A 19,987-nucleotide genomic window follows, 5' to 3' on the forward strand; every position below is an offset into this window, starting at 1 on the left:
GGGCACGCCGCCCGCAATCCAACGGATGCTGGATTGTAGGGGCAGAATGGCGGCCATGACCATGCCCCGCCGTCGACCCGGGCGGCCCCGCCGCGACGAGACCCGACCGACCCGGGAGGTGGTGCTCACCGCCGCGACCGCGCTGTTCGCCCGGCGGGGCTTCGACGCCGTCGGGCTGCGGGAGGTCGCGGCGGCCGCCGGCGTCGACGTGGCCACGGTCTCGCACCACACGGGTACGAAGGCGCAGCTCTACGACGCCTGCTTCGCGCGGGTCTTCGCCGCCGAGCGGGAGGCGCTCGAGGCGGCGGCCGGGCGCGCCCGGCAGGCGCTGGACAGCGGGCCGGCCGAGGTCCGGCGCGCGCTGCACGACCTGGTGGACGTGTTCGTGGACTTCCTGGAGGACCGGCCGGAGACCACCGCGTTGTGGCTGCGCCGCTGGCTGGAGCCGCAACGGCACGCCGAACTCGACGAGCGGTACGCGGCCCCGCTGTACCGGCTCGTCGCCGACCTGCTCGCCGCCGCCGCGGCGGCCGGGGCGCTGGTCGAGCCGACGCCGCACGTGACGGTGCGCAGCCTGGTGTGGGCGGTGCACGGGCACGTGGTGGCCCTGGCCGCCGGCGGGGGGTCGCAGGCGCGCGAGCGGCGGGAGTTCCGCACCTTCGTGCACCGCTTCCTCGACGGGCTGTACGGGCCGGCGACGCCTTGACGTACCGCCCGCACCGGGCCATTATCCAACGCACGTTGGATTAATGGGAAGGAGTCGGCGATGGGTGCGCAGCCGTCCGTGGCGGTCATCGGCGCGGGCGCGGCCGGACTGGCCACCCTCAAGGCGCTCGCCGACGTCGGCGTGCCCGCCGTCGGCTTCGAGGCGGCCGACCGGGTCGGTGGCCTCTGGGTGTACGGGGCGCCCGGCTCGCCCGCGTACCGGACCCTGCACCTGAACACCAGCAAGGCACGCACCGAGTTCGTCGACCACCCGATGCCGGCGCACTGGCCGGACTACCCCGACCACGCCCGCGTCGCCGGCTGGCTCACCGACTACGCCGACCGGTTCGGGCTGCACGACGCGGTGCGGCTGCGGCACACCGTCGACGGGGTCGAGCGCGGCGGCGACGGCCGGTGGACGGTGCACGCCGACGGACCCGACGGCGGCGTCGAGGTCAGCGTCGACGCCGTCGTCGTCGCCAACGGCCACAACCGGGTGCCGAAACCGCCCACTCCCACCCCGCCGGGCGCCTGCACCGCCGAGCAGCTGCACAGCCACGCCTACCGGGGGCCCGAACAGCTCGCCGGCCGGCGGGTCCTGGTCGTCGGCGGCGGCAACTCCGCCATGGACATCGCCGTGGACGCCTCGTACGCGGCCCGGCGCACCCTGCTGTCGCTGCGCCGGGGCGTCTGGGTGGTGCCGAAACACCTCCTGGGCCGCCCGTCGGACACCCTCAACGGCGCCCTGGCCCGGCGGTTGCCGTGGCGGCTGCGTCAGCGCATCACCCAGCGGCTGCTCACCGCGACCGTCGGCGCGCCCACCCGCTACGGCCTGCCCGCCCCCGCGCACGGCTTCCTGCAGGACCACCCGACGCTGTCGGACGGGCTGCTGTCCCGGCTGACCCACGGCGAGATCGAGCCCCGCCCCGGCATCGCCGCCTTCGACGGCGAACGCGTCACCTTCACCGACGGCCGCGTCGACGAGGTCGACCTGGTGATCTGGTGCACCGGCTACCGGGTGGAGATCCCGTTCCTCGACCCCGCGCTGCTCGGCGACGGGGCGGACACCCTGCCGCTGTACCGGCACGTGTTCCACCTCGACGCGCCCGGGCTGGCGTTCGTCGGGCTGATGCAGTCCACCGGCGCCGCGTTCCCGCTCGTCGAGGCGCAGGCCAAGCTGGTCGCGGCGCAGCTGTCCGGCCGCTACGCGCTGCCCGAGCCGCACGCACAGCGCGCCGCCTGCCGGGCCGAGCTGCGCGCCGCCACCGCCCGCTGGGGACAGCGTCGACCCGCCATGCGGGTGGACTTCGACGCGTACCTGGCCGAGCTGAGGCGGGAACTGACCGCCGGCGCCCGCCGCGCCCGCGCCACCGGAGCCACGGCATGAGCGGGCTGGTGCACCGCCGGGTGCTGGTCACCGGGGCCAGCGGCACCTTCGGCCGGCACCTGTGCGCCGCGTTCACCGCCGCCGGGGCGCGGGTCGTCGGCATCGACCGCCGGCCGGGCACCGTCGGCGGCGTGCCGGTGCTCGGCTGCGACCTGACCGACCCGGCCGCCGTGCCGGCCACGGTCGCCGCCGCCGTGGACCGGCTCGGCGGGCTGGACCTGCTGGTCAACAACGCCGGCGTCGGCGGCCCCGCCCCGGCCGAGCTGGCACCGGACGCGGTGGTGCGCCAACAGCTGGAGGTGAACCTGCTCGCCGCCTGGCGGGCCACCGCCGCCGCGCTGCCCGCCCTGGAGGCCGCCCGCGGCCGGGTGGTCTTCGTCGCCAGCCGGATGGCCCTGCTGCCGCTGCCGCTGGCCGCCGCCTACGGGGTCAGCAAGCGGGCCCTGGTCGCCTACGCCGACGCGCTGCGCCACGAGGTGGGCACCCACGTCGGGGTGAGCGTCGTCTACCCGAGCATGGTCGCCTCGCCGATCCACGACAGCACCGCCGACGCCGGCCTGTCCCTGCGGGGCGTGTCCCGCCCGGAACCGGTGCAGGGGGTCGTCGCCGCGATCCTGCGCGCCGCCACCGCCCGGCGGGCGCCCCGGGACGTGGCCACCACCCGGCGCGGACGCCTCGAACTGGCCCTCGCCCGGCACGCTCCGGCGCTGGCCGACCGGCTCGTGCGCCGTACCGTCGCCGCCCGGATCGCAGCCGGCGACCTGGACGCCGCGCCGCTGGCCGCCGGGATGCTGCGCCGGCACCGCGACGCCACCGGCTAGCGTGGCCGGCGTGGCCATCTCCCCGTACGTCGCCCGGCTGCGCGCCCACGTCGGTCACGACCTGCTCCTGCTGCCCGGGGTCAGCGCGGTCGTGCGCGACGACGCCGGGCGGGTGCTGCTGGCCCGACGCGCCGACAACGGCCGCTGGTCGGTGCCCGCCGGCCTCATCGACCCCGGCGAGCAACCCGCCGACGCGGTCGTGCGGGAGGTGTACGAGGAGACCGGCGTGCACGTGCGCGTCGACGGGGTCGCCGGCGTCGCCACCCACCCCGTCGTCTACCCCAACGGCGACGTCTGCGAATACCTGAACGTGTGGTTCCGGTGCCGGGCGGTGGGCGGCGAGCCGCGCGTCAACGACGACGAGTCCACCGAGGTGGCCTGGTTCGACCCGGCCGACCTGCCGGAGATCGACGAGTGGGCGCGGCTGCGCGTCGACACCGCGCTGCGCGAGGACGCCCCCGTCTGGCACGCCGCTCCCGGCGAGCGGCACCCGGCGCTCGACCGGCCCGACGCGCTCTGACCACCCGCCGTCGCAGGGCGTGCGGGCACGGCCCCCGGCCTCGACGTCGAGCGCCGCTCATCCGGGGGCGTCGAAGGCCACCTCCGCCGGCGTCGCCGCGGCCAGGTCCACGTCCCGTCCGCCGTACGGGCTGCGCACGCTGATCCGCTGCGCGACGGGGGAGAGCAGGCGGGCCCGCACCCGCCCCGGCGACCAGGACAGCTCCTCGACGGTGACGCGCCCCCGGCAGGCCACCCCGCGCAGCGCCCCGGCGTCCAGTCCCGGCAGGACGGCCGGCAGCAGCCGCAGCAGCCCCGGGCGGGACTGCACCAGCGACTCGATCAGCACCGTCGGCAGGGCGTGCGCGGCGTCGGCGTTGTACGTCACCAGGCCCGGGTTGTGCGCGCTCATCAGGGACCGGAAGAACATGTCGTTGCCGAGGATCTTCAGCAGGTTCCCGGCGGTCAGCGCCCCGTCGTGCAGCCGGGCGGCGGCCAGCGCCCGGTGCAGGCTGCCGTGCGCGGAGAGGTTCTCGTCGCCGCGGCGCGTCAGCGCCCGGTGCGCGGCCCGGGCCAGCTCGGGGGTGTCGTCCGGGTTGATCTCGTCCAGCGGCCACACCGGGTAGAGGTGGCTGACGTGGCGGTGGTCGTCGTCGCCGTGGTAGCCGGGCCAGGCCCACTCAGCCAGCGCCCCGCGCCCGTCCACCCGGTACGCGGGCAGCCGCGCAAGCAGCCCCGCCCACCGGTCCGAGCCGGTCACCTCGGCGGCGGTACGCAGGGCGTGCCGGGCGGCGGCGATGTCCATCGTGGCGTTCACCGCCACGTGCACCGCCCGCCCCCGCTCGTCGTACGGGCCGGTCTCCGCCGAGTACGACGGCACGACGACCACCGTGCCCGTCTCGTCGGTGACGGTGAGCAGGTCGGCGAAGAAGTCCGCCACCTCCGCCAGCCAGCCGGCCACCTCCCCGAGGGGCGCACCGGTGACCAGGTGGTGCTCGTGCAGCGGGTGCAGCAGCCAGTCCGCGCCGGGCAGCCACGCGGCGAAGGGCCAGTCCTCGTGCAGGTGGAACAGATGGCCGTGCTCGCCGTCGGTGCGGCTGGGCGCCAGCAGGCCCCGGGCCCCGTAGATGGCCCGCGCGTTGCGCCGCCAGTCGTCGACCTGGCCGCGTACCAGGTTCGCGTGCGCGGCGGTCACCTCCGGCAGGGCGCCGAGGTTCGCGCCGGCCAGTTGCAGGTTCAGGTTGGCGTCGGTGGTGAAGTCGCCCGCCCAGGCGGCGTCCCACGAGCCGAGCCACAGCCCGGTCAGCCGGGGCGGCAGCACGCCGCTGGAGCTGAGCAGCAGGTACCGGCCGGCGTGGAACAGCCGCTCCAGCAGCGCCGGCCGCAGCATGCCCGGGTCGGCGTTCTGCGCCGCGACCAGCTCGCCCACGGGCCGCTGCCGCTGCGCGTCCGGCACCCGCAGGTCCAGGCTCACCCGCCGGTAGGCGCGCCCGTGCAGGGCGGCGTGCCGGGCCAGCAGGGTCTCGTAGTCGTCGCCGGCGTGCGCCGCCAGCCGGTCCTCCAGGTCGCCGGTGCGCCACGGCGGCGTGTCGGGGCGGTCGAGCACCGTGGTCAGCAGCGCCGGGCCACGCACCGCCACCCGGTCGTCGCCGACGACCGCCACGTCGCCGCACAGCAGGGTGAGCCCCTCGAAGCCGTACGCGCCGCCCGCGTCGGGGTAGCGGCCCCGCACCCGCAGGAAGACCAGATCCCCCCGGCGGTACGCGGTGGCGCCGTAGCGCACCGACTCCGGCCGGCCGGGCAGGTCCCCGGTGACGCCCACCTCGCAGGGGCCGGTGTCGACGTGAGTGACCACCAGCGCGTCGGCGCGGGAGACGAACGAGCGCCGACGGCCGCCCGACCACTCGACGACGACCTCCCCGGTGGTGAACTCGGTGCGGCGCCGGTAGTCGCCGACCGGGCCGGGCGCGACGGCGTCGACGGTGAGGGCGAAGCCGGGGTGGAACGACTGCGTCCAGCGCAGCACGCCGTCGCCGGCGAGCAGCCGGCTGGCCTCGGCGCGCCGGCCGGCGAGGATCAGCTCACGGATGCGCGGCAGCAGGGCGGCCAGCTCGGGCGGCCGGGCGTCGCGGGTGCCGTTGGGCAGGACGAAGCGGTGGTGGTTGACGATGATGCGTTCGGCGTGCGGCCGGCCGTACACCATGATCCCGGCCTCGCCGTTGCCGGAGAGGAACGCGTCCTCCCAGCGGGCGGCGGGGGCGGTGTCGACGATGCGGTGCGCGGCGAGGGACGGCCCGGCCGTCACCGGCCGGCCCTCGCCGTCGGGGCGGGGGCGGCGGTGCTGTCGCGTACGGTCAGCCGGGGTGGCAGCAGGGTGACCTCCGGCACGGCCTCGCCGTCGAGCTTGCGCATCAGCAGCGAGACGGCCTGCGTGCCGATCTCCTCGGCGGGGACGGGTACTGCGGTGAGCATCGGGCTGGCCTGCTCGGCGAAGCGGTCGGGGCAGACGGCCACCACCGACACGTCCTGCGGCACCCGCCGGCCGAGGGCGGGCAGCGTGGCCAGCACCGGGTCGACGGCGGCCTCGTTCTGCACGATCAGCCCCGACACGTCCCGGTGGCGCTCCAGCAGGTCGGTGAGGCTGCGGCGCACGGCCACGGCCCCCTCCTCGCAGGGCAGCGTCACCGCGTCGACGCCGTGCCCGGCGGCGGCCTCGACCACGCCGGCGCGGGTGCGGTGCGCGAAGCCGGTGCCCCGGTCGTAGACGGCGGCGGGCGCGCCGAGCAGGGCGACGCGCCGGTGTCCCAGCCCGGCCAGGTGCGCGACGCAGGCCCACCCGGCCCGGTGGAAGTCCAGGTCCACGCAGGTCAGGCCGGTGGCGTCGGCGGGCAGGCCGATGAGCACGCTGGGCCGGGCCAGCTCCCGCAGCAGCGGCACCCGCGGGTCGTCCAGCTCCACGTCCATGACCAGGACGCCGTCGACCAGGGCGGTGGCGGCGACGCGCCGCAGGCCGGCGGGCCCCTCGTCGGAGGTCACCAGCAGCACGTCGTGGTCGAAGCGGCGGGCGGTGGTGACCACGGCCATGGCGAACTGCATCACCACGGGCACCTGCATCCCCGCGCGCAGCGGCAGGACCAGCGCGATCACGTTGGCCCGCCGGCTGGCCAGGGCCCGCGCGCCGGCGTGCGGGTGGTAGCCGAGCAGGCGGATGCTGGCCAGCACCCGGTTGCGGGTGACCTCGGAGATGGCGCGCTTGCCGCTGAGCACGTACGACACGGTGCTCACCGCGACCCCGGCGTGCCGGGCGACGTCGGCGATGGTCGGCTGCTCCGGCGACGGGCGCCCGCGCGACCCGCTCACCGCGCCCGCCCCGACGCCGGCACGGCCGCCCGGCCGTCGGTCGCCTCGTCGCCGCGTACGGCGAGGGCGCCGACCAGCCGCACGTCGCGCGCGGAGCGTCCGACGAGCACGGTGTGCGTGGCGTCCTCCACCACGCGGCGGCCCCGGGTCTCGTCCCACCAGCTCAGCTCGGCGGTACGCAGCCGCAGCCGGACCACCTGCCGCTGCCCCGGCGCGAGGCTGATCCGGGCGGAGTCCCGCAGCTGGCGCAGCGGCTGCTTGACGCGGGAGCGGCGCTGGCGCGTGTAGAGCTGGACCACCTCCTCGCCGTGCCGGTCGCCGGCGTTGGTGACCTCGACGCTCACTTCGACCTCCTCGCCCGCGCGGGCCTCGGCGACGCTCAACCGCAGGCCGGCGTAGTCGAAGCGGGTGTAGCTGAGCCCGTGGCCGAACGGGTACAACGGATCGCCCCGGTGGTACAGGTAGGTCGCGTCGGAGCCGATCACGTCGTAGTCGAGCAGGTCGGGCAGCTCGGCGGCGTCGGCGTACCAGGTCTGGGTGAGCCGGCCGCCGGGCTCGGCGTCGCCCAGCAGCACGTCGCCCAGCGCGGTGCCGTGCTCCTGGCCGCCGTGCGCGGACCACAGCACCGCCGGCAGGTGCGTGCCGGCCTCCCCGACGGCGTACGGGTAGCTGCTGGTCAGCACCAGCACGGTGCGCGGGTTGGCGGCGTGCACCGCCCGCAGCAGCGCCTCCTGGCCGGTGGGCAGGGCCAGGTCGACGCGGTCCTCGGTCTCCCGGCCGTTGACCATCGGGTGGTTGCCCAGCGCCACCACCGCCACGTCGGCGGCGGCGGCCAGGGCGGCGGCCTCGGCGGCCCCGTCGACCAGCAGTTCCACCGTGAACCGGGCCGCGTCGCCCGGGGTCGGGGCATCGGCGCGCAGCCGCCCGTGCGCGTCGACGGCGACGTACCGGTCGGTGGCGAGGTGGTGCAGCAGCACCGTGCCGTCGAGGCCGTCGTGGAAGCGGAAGGTCTCGCGCACCACCCAGCCGCCCGGTCCCGGGCGGTCGTTGGCGAGGGTGCCGGCCTCGTCGGCTCCGACGTGCCGGCCGTTGCCCGCGGCGCGCAGCGCCACCACATCGCGTCCCCAGTCGAACACGTCGAACCCGGTGGCGTCGGCGCCGACGGTCAGCGGGCCGCCGTCGGGGCTGTCCGGGCAGCCGACGTACTTCCCGCCGACGCGCAGCGCGATCCGGTCGGTGCCGGGGTGGGTGGTGACCGTGGACAGCCGCTCGGCCAATCCCTGGTACGCGGTCACCGCGTACGGCAGGGTGCCGCTGTACCAGTCGGTGTGCACGGCGTCGGCCAGCGGGCCGAGCACGGCCACCCGCAGCCCCGTGTCGGTCAGCGGGAGCAGCCCGTCGTTGCGCAGCAGCACGATCGACTGGCGGGCGGCCTCGCGGGCCAGGTCCCGGTGCGCGGGGCGGTCGACGACGTCCGGCGCGACGCCGGCGAAGGGGTCGTCGCGCGGCGGGTCCAGGTCGCCGAGGCGGACCCGGACGGTGAGGATCCGCCGGACCGAGCGGTCCACGTCGGACACGCTGATCAGTCCCCGGTCCAGCGCCTCGGTGAGTCGCGCGATGGTCGGGGCGCTGTCGGCGTCGTCCTCGGTGAAGCTGTCGATCCCGGCGCGCAGGGCGGCGGCGAAGCCGCTGACGTGGTCGGGCAGGTGGCCCTGCACCCCGGCGATGTTGGTCACCGCGCCGGCGTCCCCGACCACCATCAGCTCCTCGGGCGTCCAGCGGCGCAGTTCGTTCTCGATGAGCGGGCTCAGGTGCGCCGGCACCCCGTCGACCAGGTTGTAGGAGGCCATCACGGCGACGGCCGCGCCGGCAGCGAGGGGGGCGCGGAAGGCGGGCAGCTCGTACTCGTGCAGCACCCGGGGGGACAGGTCGCTGGAGGTGGTGGCCCGGTCGGTCTCGTTGTTGTAGGCGAGGAAGTGCTTGACCGTCGGCGCCGTACGCAGCCGCTGCGGGTGGTCGCCGCGCAGTCCCTGGGCGTACGCGGTGGCGAGCCGGCCGGTCAGCCACGGGTCCTCGGACCAGCCCTCCTCGTTGCGTCCCCAGCGGGGGTCGCGCAGCGGGTTGACCACCGGCGCCCAGACGTTGAGGCCGACCCGTTCGGGGTCGGCGTGGTGCTTGGCGCGGACCTCGTCGCCGACGGCGGCGCCGACGGCCCGGACCAGCTCGGGGTTCCAGCTGCTGGCGAGCCCGACGGCCTGCGGGAAGACGGTGGCCTTCCCGAGCCACGCCACGCCGTGCAGCGCCTCGGTGCCGGTGCGGAACGGGGGCAGGCCGAGCCGGGGCACGGGCGCCTGCCACTGGTGCAGCAGGCCGAGCTTCTCCGGCAGGGTGAGCCGGCCCAGCAGGTCGTCGACGAGGGCTTGCGGGGAGGGGGCGGGGTGGTCGGTCATGGTCGGTGTCGCCTTCCGTGGGTCCGCGTCGCGACCGTGTCGAAGCGCTTCGACGAACGGTGGCGCGAGCGGCGTCGCGGTGGAGGATGGCGGTCGCCGGCCCGGAAGCGTTGAAGCGCTTCGACGACTGCGCGAGACATGCCGCCCCGGGTGCCCGAGCCACAGGGCGGCGGTTCGAGGTTGGCACCACCGGGCCGGTCCGGTCAAGGCCCGGCGGCCCCGGGTCACGCCGCGGGAAGCCGGCCCGACTCGACGGCGGCGAGCGCCGCGGTGGCGCCACCGAGCGCGGTGGCCGCCGAGTCCAGGGTGGAGGCGTCGAGCCGGCAGCCGCCGGCACTCGGGGCGTGGGTGCGCGCGGCGAACTCCGTGCGGGCCGCCGGCAGCAGCCACGGGGCCAGGGTCGCGAAGTGCCCGCCGACCACCACGGCCTGGGGGTTGAGCAGGTTGGCCAGGACGGAAGCGGCGTGCCCAAGCCGGCACCCGAGGTCGGCCAGTCCGGCCAGGACGCCGGGGTCGCCCTGGCGGGCCAGCGCCTGGATCCGTTCGATCTCCGGCAGGAAGTCGGTGACCGGCCCGTCCTGCTGCGTGTCGGGCAGCAGGACGCCGACCACCGCCGGCAACCCGGCGTACGCGGCCAGGCAGCCGCGCCGCCCGCACGCGCAGGCGGGGCCGGCCGGGTCGAGCGTCAGGTGCCCGATCTCGCCCGCGAATCCCAGTCCGCCGCGCAGCAGCCGGCCGCCGGCGACGATCCCCGCGCCGACGCAGGCCCCGCCGGTGAGGTGGACCAGGTGGGCGGCCCCGGCGTACGCGCCGTGGCGGTGCTCGGCCAGGACGGCGAGGTTGGCGTCGGTGTCGACGTCGACGGTGAGGCCGGGCTCGCGCAGTGCGGCGCGCAGGTCGGCGGCGAGGGCCACGTCTCGCCAGCTGAGCGCGGTGGCCCGGGGGACGGCGCCGTCGGCGTCGACGAGGCCGGGCACGCCCACGGTCAGGCCCAGGACGCGACGGTCCTGCCCGGTCAGCCGGGTGATCGCCCGCCGGGCCAGGGCCGCCAGCGCGCGGACCGTCTCGGCGGGGGAGGACGACGGCGCGGCGAAGGCACGCCGCCAGGTGAGCAGCCGGGTGCCGGCCAGGTCGACGGCGACCACCACCAGTTCGTCGGCGGCGATCTGCATGCCCAGGGCCGCGTACGGGGCGCCGTCGAGGACGAGCATGGTCGCGGGGCGCCCGACCCGGTTCTCGGTCAGCCCGGTCTCGCGCAGCAGCCGCCGCTCGATCAGCTCGCCGACCAGGCTGGACACCGTGGCCTTGTTCAACCCGGTGTGCGCCGCGATGTCGGCCCGGGAGCAGGGGGCGTGCCGGCGGACGTGCCGCAGCACGACGGCCCGGTTGGCCGTCCGGACGTCGCCGAGGTCGCTCGGCCGCGGTTCGTTGTGGCTGCTGATCACGATCTGTCCGCTCCCTGGGCGACGGTGCGCGATCCCGGTGGTGCCGCGCGCCCCATCATCGCGTACGTCGCCGGGGCCGCTGTCTTGTGGGACGGATCACCGTCGGTTAGTTTGTTCGGCTAGAACCCAAACTAATTCTAGCCGGACACGCGCGGTCCGCGAAACCGCCACCGAAGACGAAGGGAGTGCGCCGTGAAGCCGTCCCTGCCGGGCGCATCCACCGACCGCCGGTCCCTGCTGCGCCTGCTCGGCCTCGGCGCCGCCGCGACCATGGGCGGCACCACCCTGGCCGGTTGCAGCAAGCAGGCCGGGAGCAAGGGCAGCGCCACGAAGGCCGACGCCATCCGTGCGGTGCTGCCCACCCACAAGCCGGCCGAGCTGCTCGCGCCGGACATCCCCGGCGAGGGGCCGATCCCCGACGGCTACCTCAGCTACCCGCGCAGCCTCGTCGACGCGGTCACCGAGCAGCCCGGCCGGGGCGGCCCGCCGATCCGCACCATGAGCCCGTGGTGGGGCCCCGCCCCGCCGACGGCGGGCCGCAACTCCTACCTCGCGGCGGTCAACGCCAGGCTGGGCGTCGAGGTGCACCCGAGCCTGCAGGACGGCACCACGTACGCCGACAAGCTCAACGCGATGCTCGGCGCCCGCGACGTGCCGGAGCTGCTCAGCGCCCCCAACTGGGAGGTCGACAAGGTCGCCCGGTTCTCCGACGCGGTCAAGGCGCTGTTCGAGGACCTCACCGACCACCTCAAGGGCGACGCCGCCGCGAAGTACCCCTACCTGGCCGCGCTGCCCACCGGCGCCTGGGAGTACTCGGTCTGGGGCGGACGGTTGTACGCCGTGCCGTTCCCGACCGACGGGCCGTTCGGGTACGCCCTGTTCCACCGCGCCGACCTGCTCGCCCAGGCCAGCCTGGCGGCGCCGACGTCGCCGGAGGAGCTGCACGAGTTCGGCCGCAAGGTCACCGACCCCGCCAAGGGGGTGTGGGCCTTCGGCAGCGTCTTCGAGATGGTGCAGCAGTTCTTCGGCTGCCAGCAGTACTGGCGCAAGAAGCCCGACGGCGGCCTGGAGCACAAGTTCGAGAACCCCGCCTTCGCCGCCGCCCTGGAGTTCACCGCCAAGCTGTTCGCCGACGGGCTCGTGCACCCCGACACCGTGGCCAGCAAGGGCGCCGACGAGAAGCAGCTGTTCAAGGCCGGCAAGGTCCTGATGTACCAGGACGGCCTCGGCGCCTGGCAGGGCATGCAGGGCGAGCGGGTCAAGGAACTGCCGAGCTTCGACATGCAGCCGCTGCCGGTCTTCGGCGTGGCCGGGGCCCAGCCGGTCATCTGGGGCAGCGAGAAGCCCATCTTCTACACCTTCCTCAAGAAGGGCCTGGGCGCCGAGCGCGTCGACGAGCTGCTGCGGGTGCTGAACTGGTGCGCCGCACCCTTCGGCAGCCGGGAGTTCGAGCTGCGCGAGTACGGCGTGGAAGGCAAGCACTTCACCCGCTCGGCCGACGGCAGCCCCATCCCCACCGAGCTGGGCCGCAAGGAACTGGGCGCGCAGTACACGCACATCGGCGGCCGGGTCCCGGTCAAGGTGCGCAGCGGGGACACCCCTGACTACGTGCGCGACTACCTGGGCTACTACCAGAAGAACATCGCACTCATGGAGAAGGACCTCTTCGCCGGCATCAAGCTGGAGCTCCCGGCCAACTGGTCGAAGATCATCCAGCCGACCGACGACAAGATCCGCGACATCCTGCGGGGCCGCCGCCCCGTCAGCGACCTGGACCAGGTCCGCAAGGAGTTCCTCGCCTCCGGAGGTGAGGAGGGGCGCGCGTTCCACGAGAAGGCGCTCGCCGACAACGGCCGATGAGCGGCCCGGGCACCGCGGGCTCGGTCGACGCGGCGGCGGCCACCGGCCAGGCCACAGCCGTCGGGCAGGACACGTCTGCCGGCCGCCGGCCGCCCGTGCGGCCCCGACGCACCCTGCGGGACCGGCTGCGCCGGGACTGGCCGCTGCTGGTCATGACGGCGCCAGCCGCCGCGCTGCTGCTGGTCTTCCACTACCTGCCGACGCTGGGCAACGTCATCGCCTTCCAGGACTACAACCCGTTCGTCGGCGACGACCCCGTCGAGGCGTTCTGGTACAGCGAGTGGATCGGCTTCGGCAACTTCGAGGCGCTCTTCGGCGACCCGCTGTTCTGGGACGCGGTCCGCAACACCCTGAGCATCACCGCGTTCCAGCTCGTCTTCTTCTTCCCGCTGCCGATCCTGCTGGCCGTCCTGCTCAACAGCCTGGTCTCCGGGCGGGTGCGGGGTTTCGTGCAGAGCGTGGTCTACCTGCCGCACTTCTTCAGCTGGGTGCTGGTGGTCACGTTCTTCGTGCAGATGCTCGGCGGGGCCGGGCTGCTGGCCCAGGAGATGCGCGAGGCCGGCCTGCAGCCGTTCGACGTAATGACCAACCCGGACACCTTCATCGTGCTGGTTACCGCCGAGGCGGTGTGGAAGGACATCGGCTGGGGCGCCATCGTCTTCCTGGCCGCGCTGTCCGCGATCGACCCCAATCTCTACGAGGCGGCGGCGGCCGACGGGGCCGGGCGGTGGCGGCGGCTGTGGCACATCACCCTGCCGGGCCTGCGCCCGGTGATCGTGCTGCTGCTCATCATGCGCCTCGGCGACGCGCTGTCGGTCGGCTTCGAGCAGTTCATCCTGCAACGCGAGGCGGTCGGCCGGGAGGCCGCGGAGGTGCTGGACACGTTCGTCTACCACCAGGCCATCAGCACCCAGCAGTGGGGCCTCGGCGCCGCCGCCGGACTGTTCAAGGCCGTGGTCGGGCTGGTGCTCATCCTCACCGCCAACAAGGTGGCGCACCGCCTCGGCGAGCAGGGGGTGTACGCAAAATCATGACCGCGCAGCTCAGCGGTGCCGGACCGGTGCCGGCCCGCCCGAAACCCGACCCGCCGCCGCCGCGACGGCGACGGTCCCGGCGACCCCCCTGGGAGGAGCCGCCCACGGTGCCGGGCACCGTGGCCAAGGGCGCGGTGCTCACGCTGCTCGTCGCGGCCGTGCTCGTGCCGCTGTGGGCGGTGCTGGTGACCAGCCTCGCCTCGCGGGACACGATCGACGCCGCCGGCGGAATGGTGATGGTGCCCCGCGAGATCGACCCGTCGGCGTACGTCACCATCTTCAGCGGCGGGCAGATCACCCAGGCGGTGTGGATCAGCACGCTCGTCACGGTGCTCGGCACCACCGTGAGCCTGGTGCTCACCGTCCTCGCCGCGTACGGGCTGTCCCGGCCCGGGTCGGTGGGGCACCGGGGACTGCTCTTCTTCTTCCTGCTGACCTTCCTGATCTTCCCCGGCCTGGTGCCCAGCTACCTCGTGGTCACCGGCCTCGGGCTCAAGGACAGCATCTGGTCGCTGATCCTGCCGAGCGCGATCAGCGTGTTCAACCTGGTGGTGATCCGGGCGTTCTTCATGAACGTCCCCGGTGAGCTGCTCGACAGTGCCCGCATCGACGGCGCCGGGGAGTTCCACATCCTGGTGCGCATCGTGCTGCCGCTGTCCAGGGCGGTGATCGCCGTCGTCGGCCTCTTCTACGCCGTCGGCTACTGGAACGCCTACTTCAACGCGGTGCTCTACATCGACGACAACGACAAGTTCCCGATCCAGCGGGTGTTGCAGAGCTACATCCTCGCCGGACAGTCGCCGAACGTGTCCGGGGCGGCGGTCAGCCTGCCCGGCGTCACCGCGTACCCGCCGACGCTGGCGGTGAAGATGGCGGTGGTGGTGGTGACCGTGATCCCCGCGGTGATCGTCTACCCGTTCGTGCAGCGGCACTTCACCAAGGGCGTCATCACCGGCGCGGTGAAGGGCTGAGCGGACCCGTGCGGCGCCCGACCCGTCGCGGGTCGGGCGCCGCGGCGCGTCAGGCCGGGTCGGGCAGCCATCCGGCGAAGGGCGCCGGGGCCACCGGCTCGCCGTTGAACAGCAGCCGGGCGGGGGAGTCCGCGCCGACGACGCTGACGTGCGTCACCCGCAGCGGCCCGTCGGTGTCCACGCGCAGGGTGTCGCCGTCGCGGACGGCTGCCACGACCGTGTCGCCGTCGACGTCGTGCAGCACCCTGCGGGCGTCGGTCCCGCCCCAGCTCACCAGCGTCACGTCGCGGAACGGCCCGTCGCCCACCGTGTCGCCGGGCGCGACCACCGGCACGAGCGCGCCGTGCCGGACGTAGAGCGGCAGCCGGTGCGGCGGCACGTGGACCCGCAGGTGCCGCCCGCCGGGGTGCCGCTCGCCGGTGGCGGCGTCGATCCAGTCGTCGCCGACCGGCAGGTAGACGTCGCGCCGCCCGGACGGGTCGGTGACGGGGGCGACCAGCAGGTCGGTGCCGAGGCGGTACTGCAGGTCCGTGGTCCAGGCCGTCGGGTCGTCGGGGGTGTCCACCAGCAGCGCGCGCATCATCGGCGCCCCGCCGGCGGCCGACTGCACCGCCGCCGACCACAGGTACGGCATCAGCCGGTAGCGCAGCCGCAGGGCGGCCACGGCGTCGCGTTCGGTCTCGGCGGGGAAGTCCCACGGCAGCCGGCTGGTGGTGCCGTGCAGGCGCACCAGCGGCGACAGCGCGCCGAACTGGGTCCAGCGGACGTAGAGCTCGGGCGTCGGGGTGCCGTGGAAGCCGCCGGTGTCGTGGCTCCAGAACGGCACGCCGGACAGCCCGTGCGACAGCCCGCCGCGCAGGGTGCTGGCCAGCCCCGGCCAGGTGGCGTTGACGTCGCCGCTCCACTGGGCGCTGTGCCGCTGCCCGCCCAGGTACGACGAGCGCGCCCACACGGTGCGGTGCCCGGTCACCTCCTCGGTCACCTGGGCGACCACGTCGTTGAACAGCAGCGCGTACACGTTGTGCAGCTCGACGCCGGTCATCCCGTTGTGGGCGACGGCGTCGACGGGCACGCCCTCGGCGAAGTCGGTCTTGAACACCGCCACCCCCTGCTCCAGCAGGGGGCGCAGCAGCCCGGTGAACCACTCGACGGCCGCCGGGTTGGTGAAGTCCACGATGGCGCTGGCGGGGTGGCTGCCGTGCCAGACGTCGGCGACGTACGGGCTGCCGTCGGCGTGGCGCAGGAAGTAGCCGGCCTCGGCCGCCCGGGCGTAGAGCGGGCTGCCGGTCATCAGGTACGGGTTCATCCAGAGGCAGACCCGGAACCCCTGCGCGGCGAGGGTACGCAGCATCGCGGCGGGGTCGGGGAACGCCTCGTCGTCCCACCGCAGGTCCGACCAGCGCCCGGCGACCTGCCAGTAGCAGTCCAGGTGCAGCACGTCGCAGGGGATGCCGCGCTCGCGCAGCAGGCGCCCCCGCTCGAGCACCCGCTCCTGCGAGTCGGGGAAGAAGCCGGAGGAGACCCAGGCCCCGAACGCCCACTTCGGCGGCAGGTACGGCCGGCCGGTGAGCCGGTCGAAGCGGTCGAGCACCTCGGCCGGTGTCGGGCCGGCCAGCACGTAGTAGTCGAGCAGGTCGTCGGGGACCAGGAGCTGCACGCTGCTGTGGGTGGACTGGCAGACGTCGAACTGCATCGGCAGCCCGCTGTCGACCAGCACGCCGTAGCCGCGGTCCGACAGGTAGAACGGCACGTTCTTGTGGGAGCGGTCCGACTCGCCGCCGAAGGCGTCGAAGTTCCACATCAGCGGCCGCTGCCCCCGCTTGTCCAGCGCGGTGAACTTCTCGCCGAAGCCGACGAAGCGTTCGTCGCCGGGTGCGACGAAGCTCTCGTGCCAGGCGACGGGCGCGCCGTCGACGGTGGAGCGGCCGAACGGCAGGGTGCGCCGCCGGCCGCTGATGTCGCGGGTGCCCGGGTCCTGGTCGAGCAGCAGCCGCCCGTCCGCGCCGAGGAAGCGCAGGTGCCACGGGTCCAGCCGGATCTCGGCGACCACCGCGCCGGCGGAGACCCGGACGCGGGCGTCGTCGACGGTGACGGTGGCCGGGTGGGCGCCGGGGTGCACCAGCGGCAGCGCCCGGGCGGAGCGGCTGCGGGCCTGCGGGTCGTCGGACAGGCGTACCCGGATCACCCCCTCGCCGGCGGCATCGACGCGTACCACCATGCTCGCGCCGTCGGAGAGGGCGGCCTTGAACGTCACCCCGTGCGGGTCGGTCGCGACGACCTCGGCCCGGCCGACGACGGCGGCACCGTCCTCGCCGGGGCCGCGCACCGGCAGGTCGGGTGGGTCGGCCACGAAGGTCTCGTACGGGACCAACGGCGGTCGGTAGGGCATCGGCGTCTCCTCCGGGATGGTTCCGACGGTCCCGTCAGTTTCTTTGCCTTCCCAACTAACTGTCAACGACAACCTTCACTGGGTCGGCGCGACATCGGCGTTGACAGGCGGAAACCTGATCAATATTTTGGACGCCTCCCCAACAAACTGGCGGTGGACGATGTGGGGCGACGGCGCGGGACTCCGCTACGGCGGCGACTACAACCCCGAACAGTGGCCGGCCGAGGTGTGGCGCGAGGACGTCGCCCTCATGCGTCGCGCCCGGGTCAACCTGGTCACCGTCGGCGTGTTCGCCTGGTCGCGACTCGAACCGGAGCCCGGCCGGTACACCTTCGACTGGCTGGACCGGGTGCTGGACCTGCTGCACCGGGGCGGCATCGGCGTCGCCCTGGCCACCCCGACGGCGTCGCCCCCGCCCTGGTTCTCGCTGGCGCACCCCGACGCGCTGCCGGTGACCGCCGACGGCGTCCGCCTGCACCACGGCAGCCGGGACACGTACTGCGCCGCCGCGCCCGCCTACCGGGCCGCCGCCCGGCGCATCGCCGCCGCCCTCGCCGACCGCTACGCCCACCACCCGGCCCTCGCGCTGTGGCACGTGCACAACGAGTACGGCACCACCTGCCACTGCGCGCACACCGCGCGGGCGTTCCGACGTTGGCTGGCCGACCGGCACGGCGACCTCGACGGGCTCAACGCCGCCTGGGCCACCAGCTTCTGGAGCCAGCACTACACCGACTGGACGCAGATCGACACGCCCCGCGCCACGCAGTACCTGGCCAACCCGGGGCACCTGCTGGACTTCCGGCGCTTCTGGTCGGACACCCTGCTCGCCGCGTACGTCGAGCAGCGCGACCTGCTGCGGACGGTCAACCCGGCGGTCCCGGTCACCACCAACCACGTCCTCGCGGACTGGGTGCCCGTCGACCACGCCCGCTGGGCCGCCGAGGTGGACGTGGTGGCGATCGACCACTACCCGGACGCGATCGACGTCGGTGCCGAGGAACAGACCGCCCTCGCCGCCGACCTGGCCCGGGGCTGGGCCCGCCACGGCGCGGCTCGCCGCACCGGCGACGGCGACCGGCCGGCGTCGTGGCTGCTGATGGAGAGCGCCCCCAACCAGATCCACAGCGGCGGGCGGATGCACGCCAAGGAACCCGGCCGGATGACCCGGCACAGCCTCTCCCACGTCGCCCGAGGCTCGCGGGGCGCCATGTTCTTCCAGTGGCGGGCCCCGGCGGGCGGGGCGGAACGCTTCCACTCCGCGCTGGTGCCGCACGCCGGCCCCGACACCCGCGTGTTCCGGGAGGCCGTCGACCTCGGCGCGGCGCTGGAGCGGATCTCGGAGGTCGACGACGGCACGGTCGACGCCGCCGTCGCCATCGCCTGGGACGCCGCCAGCGGCTGGGCCCTGGGCCACCCGGGGATGCCGTCGCCGCACCTGCGCCACGGCGACGAGGTGGCCGCGGCGCACCGGGCGCTGTGGCACGCCGGGTTCGGCACCGACATGGTGCTGCCCGGCGACCGGATCGACGGGTACCGGCTGCTGGTGCTGCCCGCCCTCTACCTGGCCTCCGACGCCACCGCCGACTGGGTGGGCGGGTACGTCCACGGCGGCGGTCACCTGCTGGTGACCTGGCTCAGCGGAGTCGCCGACGAGCACGCCCGGGTCCGGCTCGGCGGTCACCCCGGGGCGTTCCGCGACGTGCTGGGCGTACGCGTCGAGGAGTTCCACCCGCTCGCCGACGGCGAGACGGTGCCCCTGTCCGACGGCGGGACCGGTCGCCTCTGGGCCGAGACGGTACGCCTCGCCGGCGCGGAGCCGGTGGCCTCGTACGCCGGTGGCACGCTCGCCGGGCTGCCGGCGGTCACCCGCCACCGCAGCGGCGCCGGCACGGCCTGGTACCTGTCCACCCGGCCCGACGACGCCACCTACCGGCGGCTGGTGACGGACGCGGCGCGGGCGGCCGGCGCGACAGCCGTCTGCCCGGCGGCGCCGGCCGGGGTCGAGGCGATCCGGCGACGCGCCGCCGGGGCGAGCTGGCTGTTCCTGCTCAACCACACCGACCGGCCGCAGCGGGTCCCGGCGGCCGGGGTCGACCTGCTCACCGGCACGACGGCCGCCACGGAGGTGCACCTGCCCGCCGGCGGAGCCGCCGTGCTCCGGGAGAACTGTGCCGCCGGCCGCCGGGGCGCCCCGGATCGCGCCGACGGCTGACCCGCCGCCCGGCGAACCCCGACGCCGCTCGCCGCCGGCGTCCGGCCCGCGGGCTTCGGGCGCGCCGTCGCCGGCGGGCTCGCGGTCAGGGCATGGCGACGGCGGCGCGCGACCGGTCGGCGGCGATGCGCACCGCCAGCCCCGCCAGCACCGTGCCCATCACCAGGCGCTGCACCCGCAGCCAGAGCGGCCGGCAAGCGAAGAACCCGGCGAGCGCGCCGGCGCTGAGCACGATCAGCGCGTTCACCGTCAGCGCCACCGCGATCTGGGTCAGCCCCAGCAGCAGGCTCTGCGCGGCCACGTGCCCACGGGCCGGGTCGATGAACTGCGGCAGCAACGACACGTAGAGAATCGCGATCTTGGGGTTCAGCAGGTTGGTGACCAGCCCCATGGTGAACAGCCGCCGGGCCGGGTCCGGCGGCAGCGGCACCGGGGCGAACGGCGACTGCCCGCCCGGTCGCAGCGCCTGCCACGCCAGCCACAGCAGGTACGCCGCGCCGGCCAGCTTGACCGCCGTGTACAGGGCGGGCACCAGCACGAACACCGTCGCGATGCCGGCGACTGCGGCGGCCAGGTAGACACCGAATCCGGCGGCGACGCCGAGCAGCGACACCAGCCTCGCCCGCCGGCCCTGTGTCACCGACCGGGACACCAGATAGACCATGTTCGGGCCGGGGGTCAACACCATCCCCAGCGCCACCAGCGCGATGCCCACCAGCGCACCCGTACCGACCATGCCGTCCCCCCGTTGCACCCGACTCGCGCCGACCCTACGCCGTACGCCACCGCGCCGCCGACCCGTTTCGGCGTGCCCCGCGCCGCCGCTCGCCCCCACCGCCGACGCGGCGACGG

The 19,987-nt window shown here is 75.1% G+C and carries 14 protein-coding genes; 8 read left to right on the forward strand and 6 right to left on the reverse strand.

The window, feature by feature from the left end:
* Window positions 1-55: 55 nt before the first annotated feature.
* From DER29_RS17400 to DER29_RS17415, 4 genes are read left to right on the forward strand one after another with little or no spacing between them, the layout of a single operon-like run.
* Window positions 56-706: a TetR/AcrR family transcriptional regulator gene (locus DER29_RS17400; protein ID WP_233599878.1), complete on the forward strand. Its 651-nt coding sequence runs from the start codon at window positions 56-58 to the stop codon at window positions 704-706.
* A gap of 60 nt (window positions 707-766) precedes the next feature.
* Window positions 767-2,092: an NAD(P)/FAD-dependent oxidoreductase gene (locus DER29_RS17405; protein WP_121398283.1), complete on the forward strand. Its 1,326-nt coding sequence runs from the start codon at window positions 767-769 to the stop codon at window positions 2,090-2,092.
* The gene (locus DER29_RS17410) at window positions 2,089-2,913 is read left to right on the forward strand and encodes an SDR family oxidoreductase (protein ID WP_121398284.1); all 825 of its coding nucleotides are present in this window, start codon (window positions 2,089-2,091) and stop codon (window positions 2,911-2,913) included. The genes DER29_RS17405 and DER29_RS17410 overlap by 4 nt, the downstream gene beginning before the upstream one ends.
* Before the next feature lie 10 nt (window positions 2,914-2,923).
* A complete protein-coding gene (locus DER29_RS17415) occupies window positions 2,924-3,433 on the forward strand; it encodes an NUDIX domain-containing protein (protein ID WP_121399297.1) in 510 nt (169 codons plus the stop codon).
* Between the two features lie 57 nt (window positions 3,434-3,490).
* Here the strand turns inward: DER29_RS17415 and DER29_RS17420 are convergent, their stop codons facing one another.
* From DER29_RS17420 to DER29_RS17435, 4 genes are all read right to left on the reverse strand, one after another.
* Window positions 3,491-5,716, reverse strand: coding sequence for a glycoside hydrolase N-terminal domain-containing protein (locus DER29_RS17420; RefSeq protein WP_121398285.1), 2,226 nt, complete (start codon window positions 5,714-5,716; stop codon window positions 3,491-3,493).
* Entirely contained in the window at window positions 5,713-6,771 is a 1,059-nt protein-coding gene (locus DER29_RS17425) for a LacI family DNA-binding transcriptional regulator (protein WP_121398286.1), read from the reverse strand. Before DER29_RS17425 ends, DER29_RS17420 begins: the two co-directional genes overlap by 4 nt.
* A complete protein-coding gene (locus tag DER29_RS17430; RefSeq protein WP_121398287.1) occupies window positions 6,768-9,221 on the reverse strand; it encodes a glycoside hydrolase family 3 C-terminal domain-containing protein in 2,454 nt (817 codons plus the stop codon). The genes DER29_RS17425 and DER29_RS17430 overlap by 4 nt, the downstream gene beginning before the upstream one ends.
* Before the next feature lie 224 nt (window positions 9,222-9,445).
* Window positions 9,446-10,666 carry an ROK family transcriptional regulator gene (locus DER29_RS17435; protein WP_121398288.1) on the reverse strand — a complete coding sequence of 407 codons (1,221 nt, stop codon included), beginning with the start codon at window positions 10,664-10,666 and terminating at the stop codon, window positions 9,446-9,448.
* A 192-nt stretch (window positions 10,667-10,858) separates the two neighbouring features.
* On the opposite strand from DER29_RS17435, the gene DER29_RS17440 reads away from it, so the two are divergent.
* From DER29_RS17440 to DER29_RS17450, 3 genes are all read left to right on the forward strand, one after another.
* Complete coding sequence (locus DER29_RS17440) at window positions 10,859-12,526, forward strand: extracellular solute-binding protein (RefSeq protein ID WP_121398289.1); 1,668 nt, start codon at window positions 10,859-10,861, stop codon at window positions 12,524-12,526.
* The gene (locus DER29_RS17445) at window positions 12,523-13,560 is read left to right on the forward strand and encodes a sugar ABC transporter permease (RefSeq protein ID WP_121398290.1); all 1,038 of its coding nucleotides are present in this window, start codon (window positions 12,523-12,525) and stop codon (window positions 13,558-13,560) included. Before DER29_RS17440 ends, DER29_RS17445 begins: the two co-directional genes overlap by 4 nt.
* Window positions 13,561-13,667: 107 nt before the next feature.
* Window positions 13,668-14,531, forward strand: a complete 864-nt coding sequence (locus DER29_RS17450) for a carbohydrate ABC transporter permease (RefSeq protein WP_233599879.1) — start codon at window positions 13,668-13,670, stop codon at window positions 14,529-14,531.
* 49 nt (window positions 14,532-14,580) lie between these two features.
* On the opposite strand, the gene DER29_RS17455 is transcribed toward DER29_RS17450, so the two are convergent.
* Window positions 14,581-16,920 carry a TIM-barrel domain-containing protein gene (locus DER29_RS17455; protein WP_121398292.1) on the reverse strand — a complete coding sequence of 780 codons (2,340 nt, stop codon included), beginning with the start codon at window positions 16,918-16,920 and terminating at the stop codon, window positions 14,581-14,583.
* A 160-nt stretch (window positions 16,921-17,080) separates the two neighbouring features.
* On the opposite strand from DER29_RS17455, the gene DER29_RS17460 reads away from it, so the two are divergent.
* The gene (locus DER29_RS17460) at window positions 17,081-19,135 is read left to right on the forward strand and encodes a beta-galactosidase (RefSeq protein ID WP_121398293.1); all 2,055 of its coding nucleotides are present in this window, start codon (window positions 17,081-17,083) and stop codon (window positions 19,133-19,135) included.
* An 85-nt stretch (window positions 19,136-19,220) separates the two neighbouring features.
* Here DER29_RS17460 and DER29_RS17465 read toward each other — a convergent pair whose 3' ends face one another.
* Window positions 19,221-19,871 carry a LysE family translocator gene (locus tag DER29_RS17465; RefSeq protein ID WP_121398294.1) on the reverse strand — a complete coding sequence of 217 codons (651 nt, stop codon included), beginning with the start codon at window positions 19,869-19,871 and terminating at the stop codon, window positions 19,221-19,223.
* Between the last annotated feature and the right edge of the window lie 116 nt (window positions 19,872-19,987).

Source organism: Micromonospora sp. M71_S20 (assembly GCF_003664255.1).
GTDB lineage: Bacteria > Actinomycetota > Actinomycetes > Mycobacteriales > Micromonosporaceae > Micromonospora.

Coding starts and splice junctions, on each gene's coding strand:
- DER29_RS17400 (WP_233599878.1), top strand. CDS start 56: ATGACCATGCCCCGCCGTCGACCCGGGCGGCCCCGCCGCGACGAGACC.
- DER29_RS17405 (WP_121398283.1), top strand. CDS start 767: ATGGGTGCGCAGCCGTCCGTGGCGGTCATCGGCGCGGGCGCGGCCGGA.
- DER29_RS17410 (WP_121398284.1), top strand. CDS start 2,089: ATGAGCGGGCTGGTGCACCGCCGGGTGCTGGTCACCGGGGCCAGCGGC.
- DER29_RS17430 (WP_121398287.1), bottom strand. CDS start 9,221: ATGACCGACCACCCCGCCCCCTCCCCGCAAGCCCTCGTCGACGACCTG.
- DER29_RS17445 (WP_121398290.1), top strand. CDS start 12,523: ATGAGCGGCCCGGGCACCGCGGGCTCGGTCGACGCGGCGGCGGCCACC.
- DER29_RS17455 (WP_121398292.1), bottom strand. CDS start 16,920: ATGCCCTACCGACCGCCGTTGGTCCCGTACGAGACCTTCGTGGCCGAC.
- DER29_RS17460 (WP_121398293.1), top strand. CDS start 17,081: ATGTGGGGCGACGGCGCGGGACTCCGCTACGGCGGCGACTACAACCCC.
- DER29_RS17465 (WP_121398294.1), bottom strand. CDS start 19,871: ATGGTCGGTACGGGTGCGCTGGTGGGCATCGCGCTGGTGGCGCTGGGG.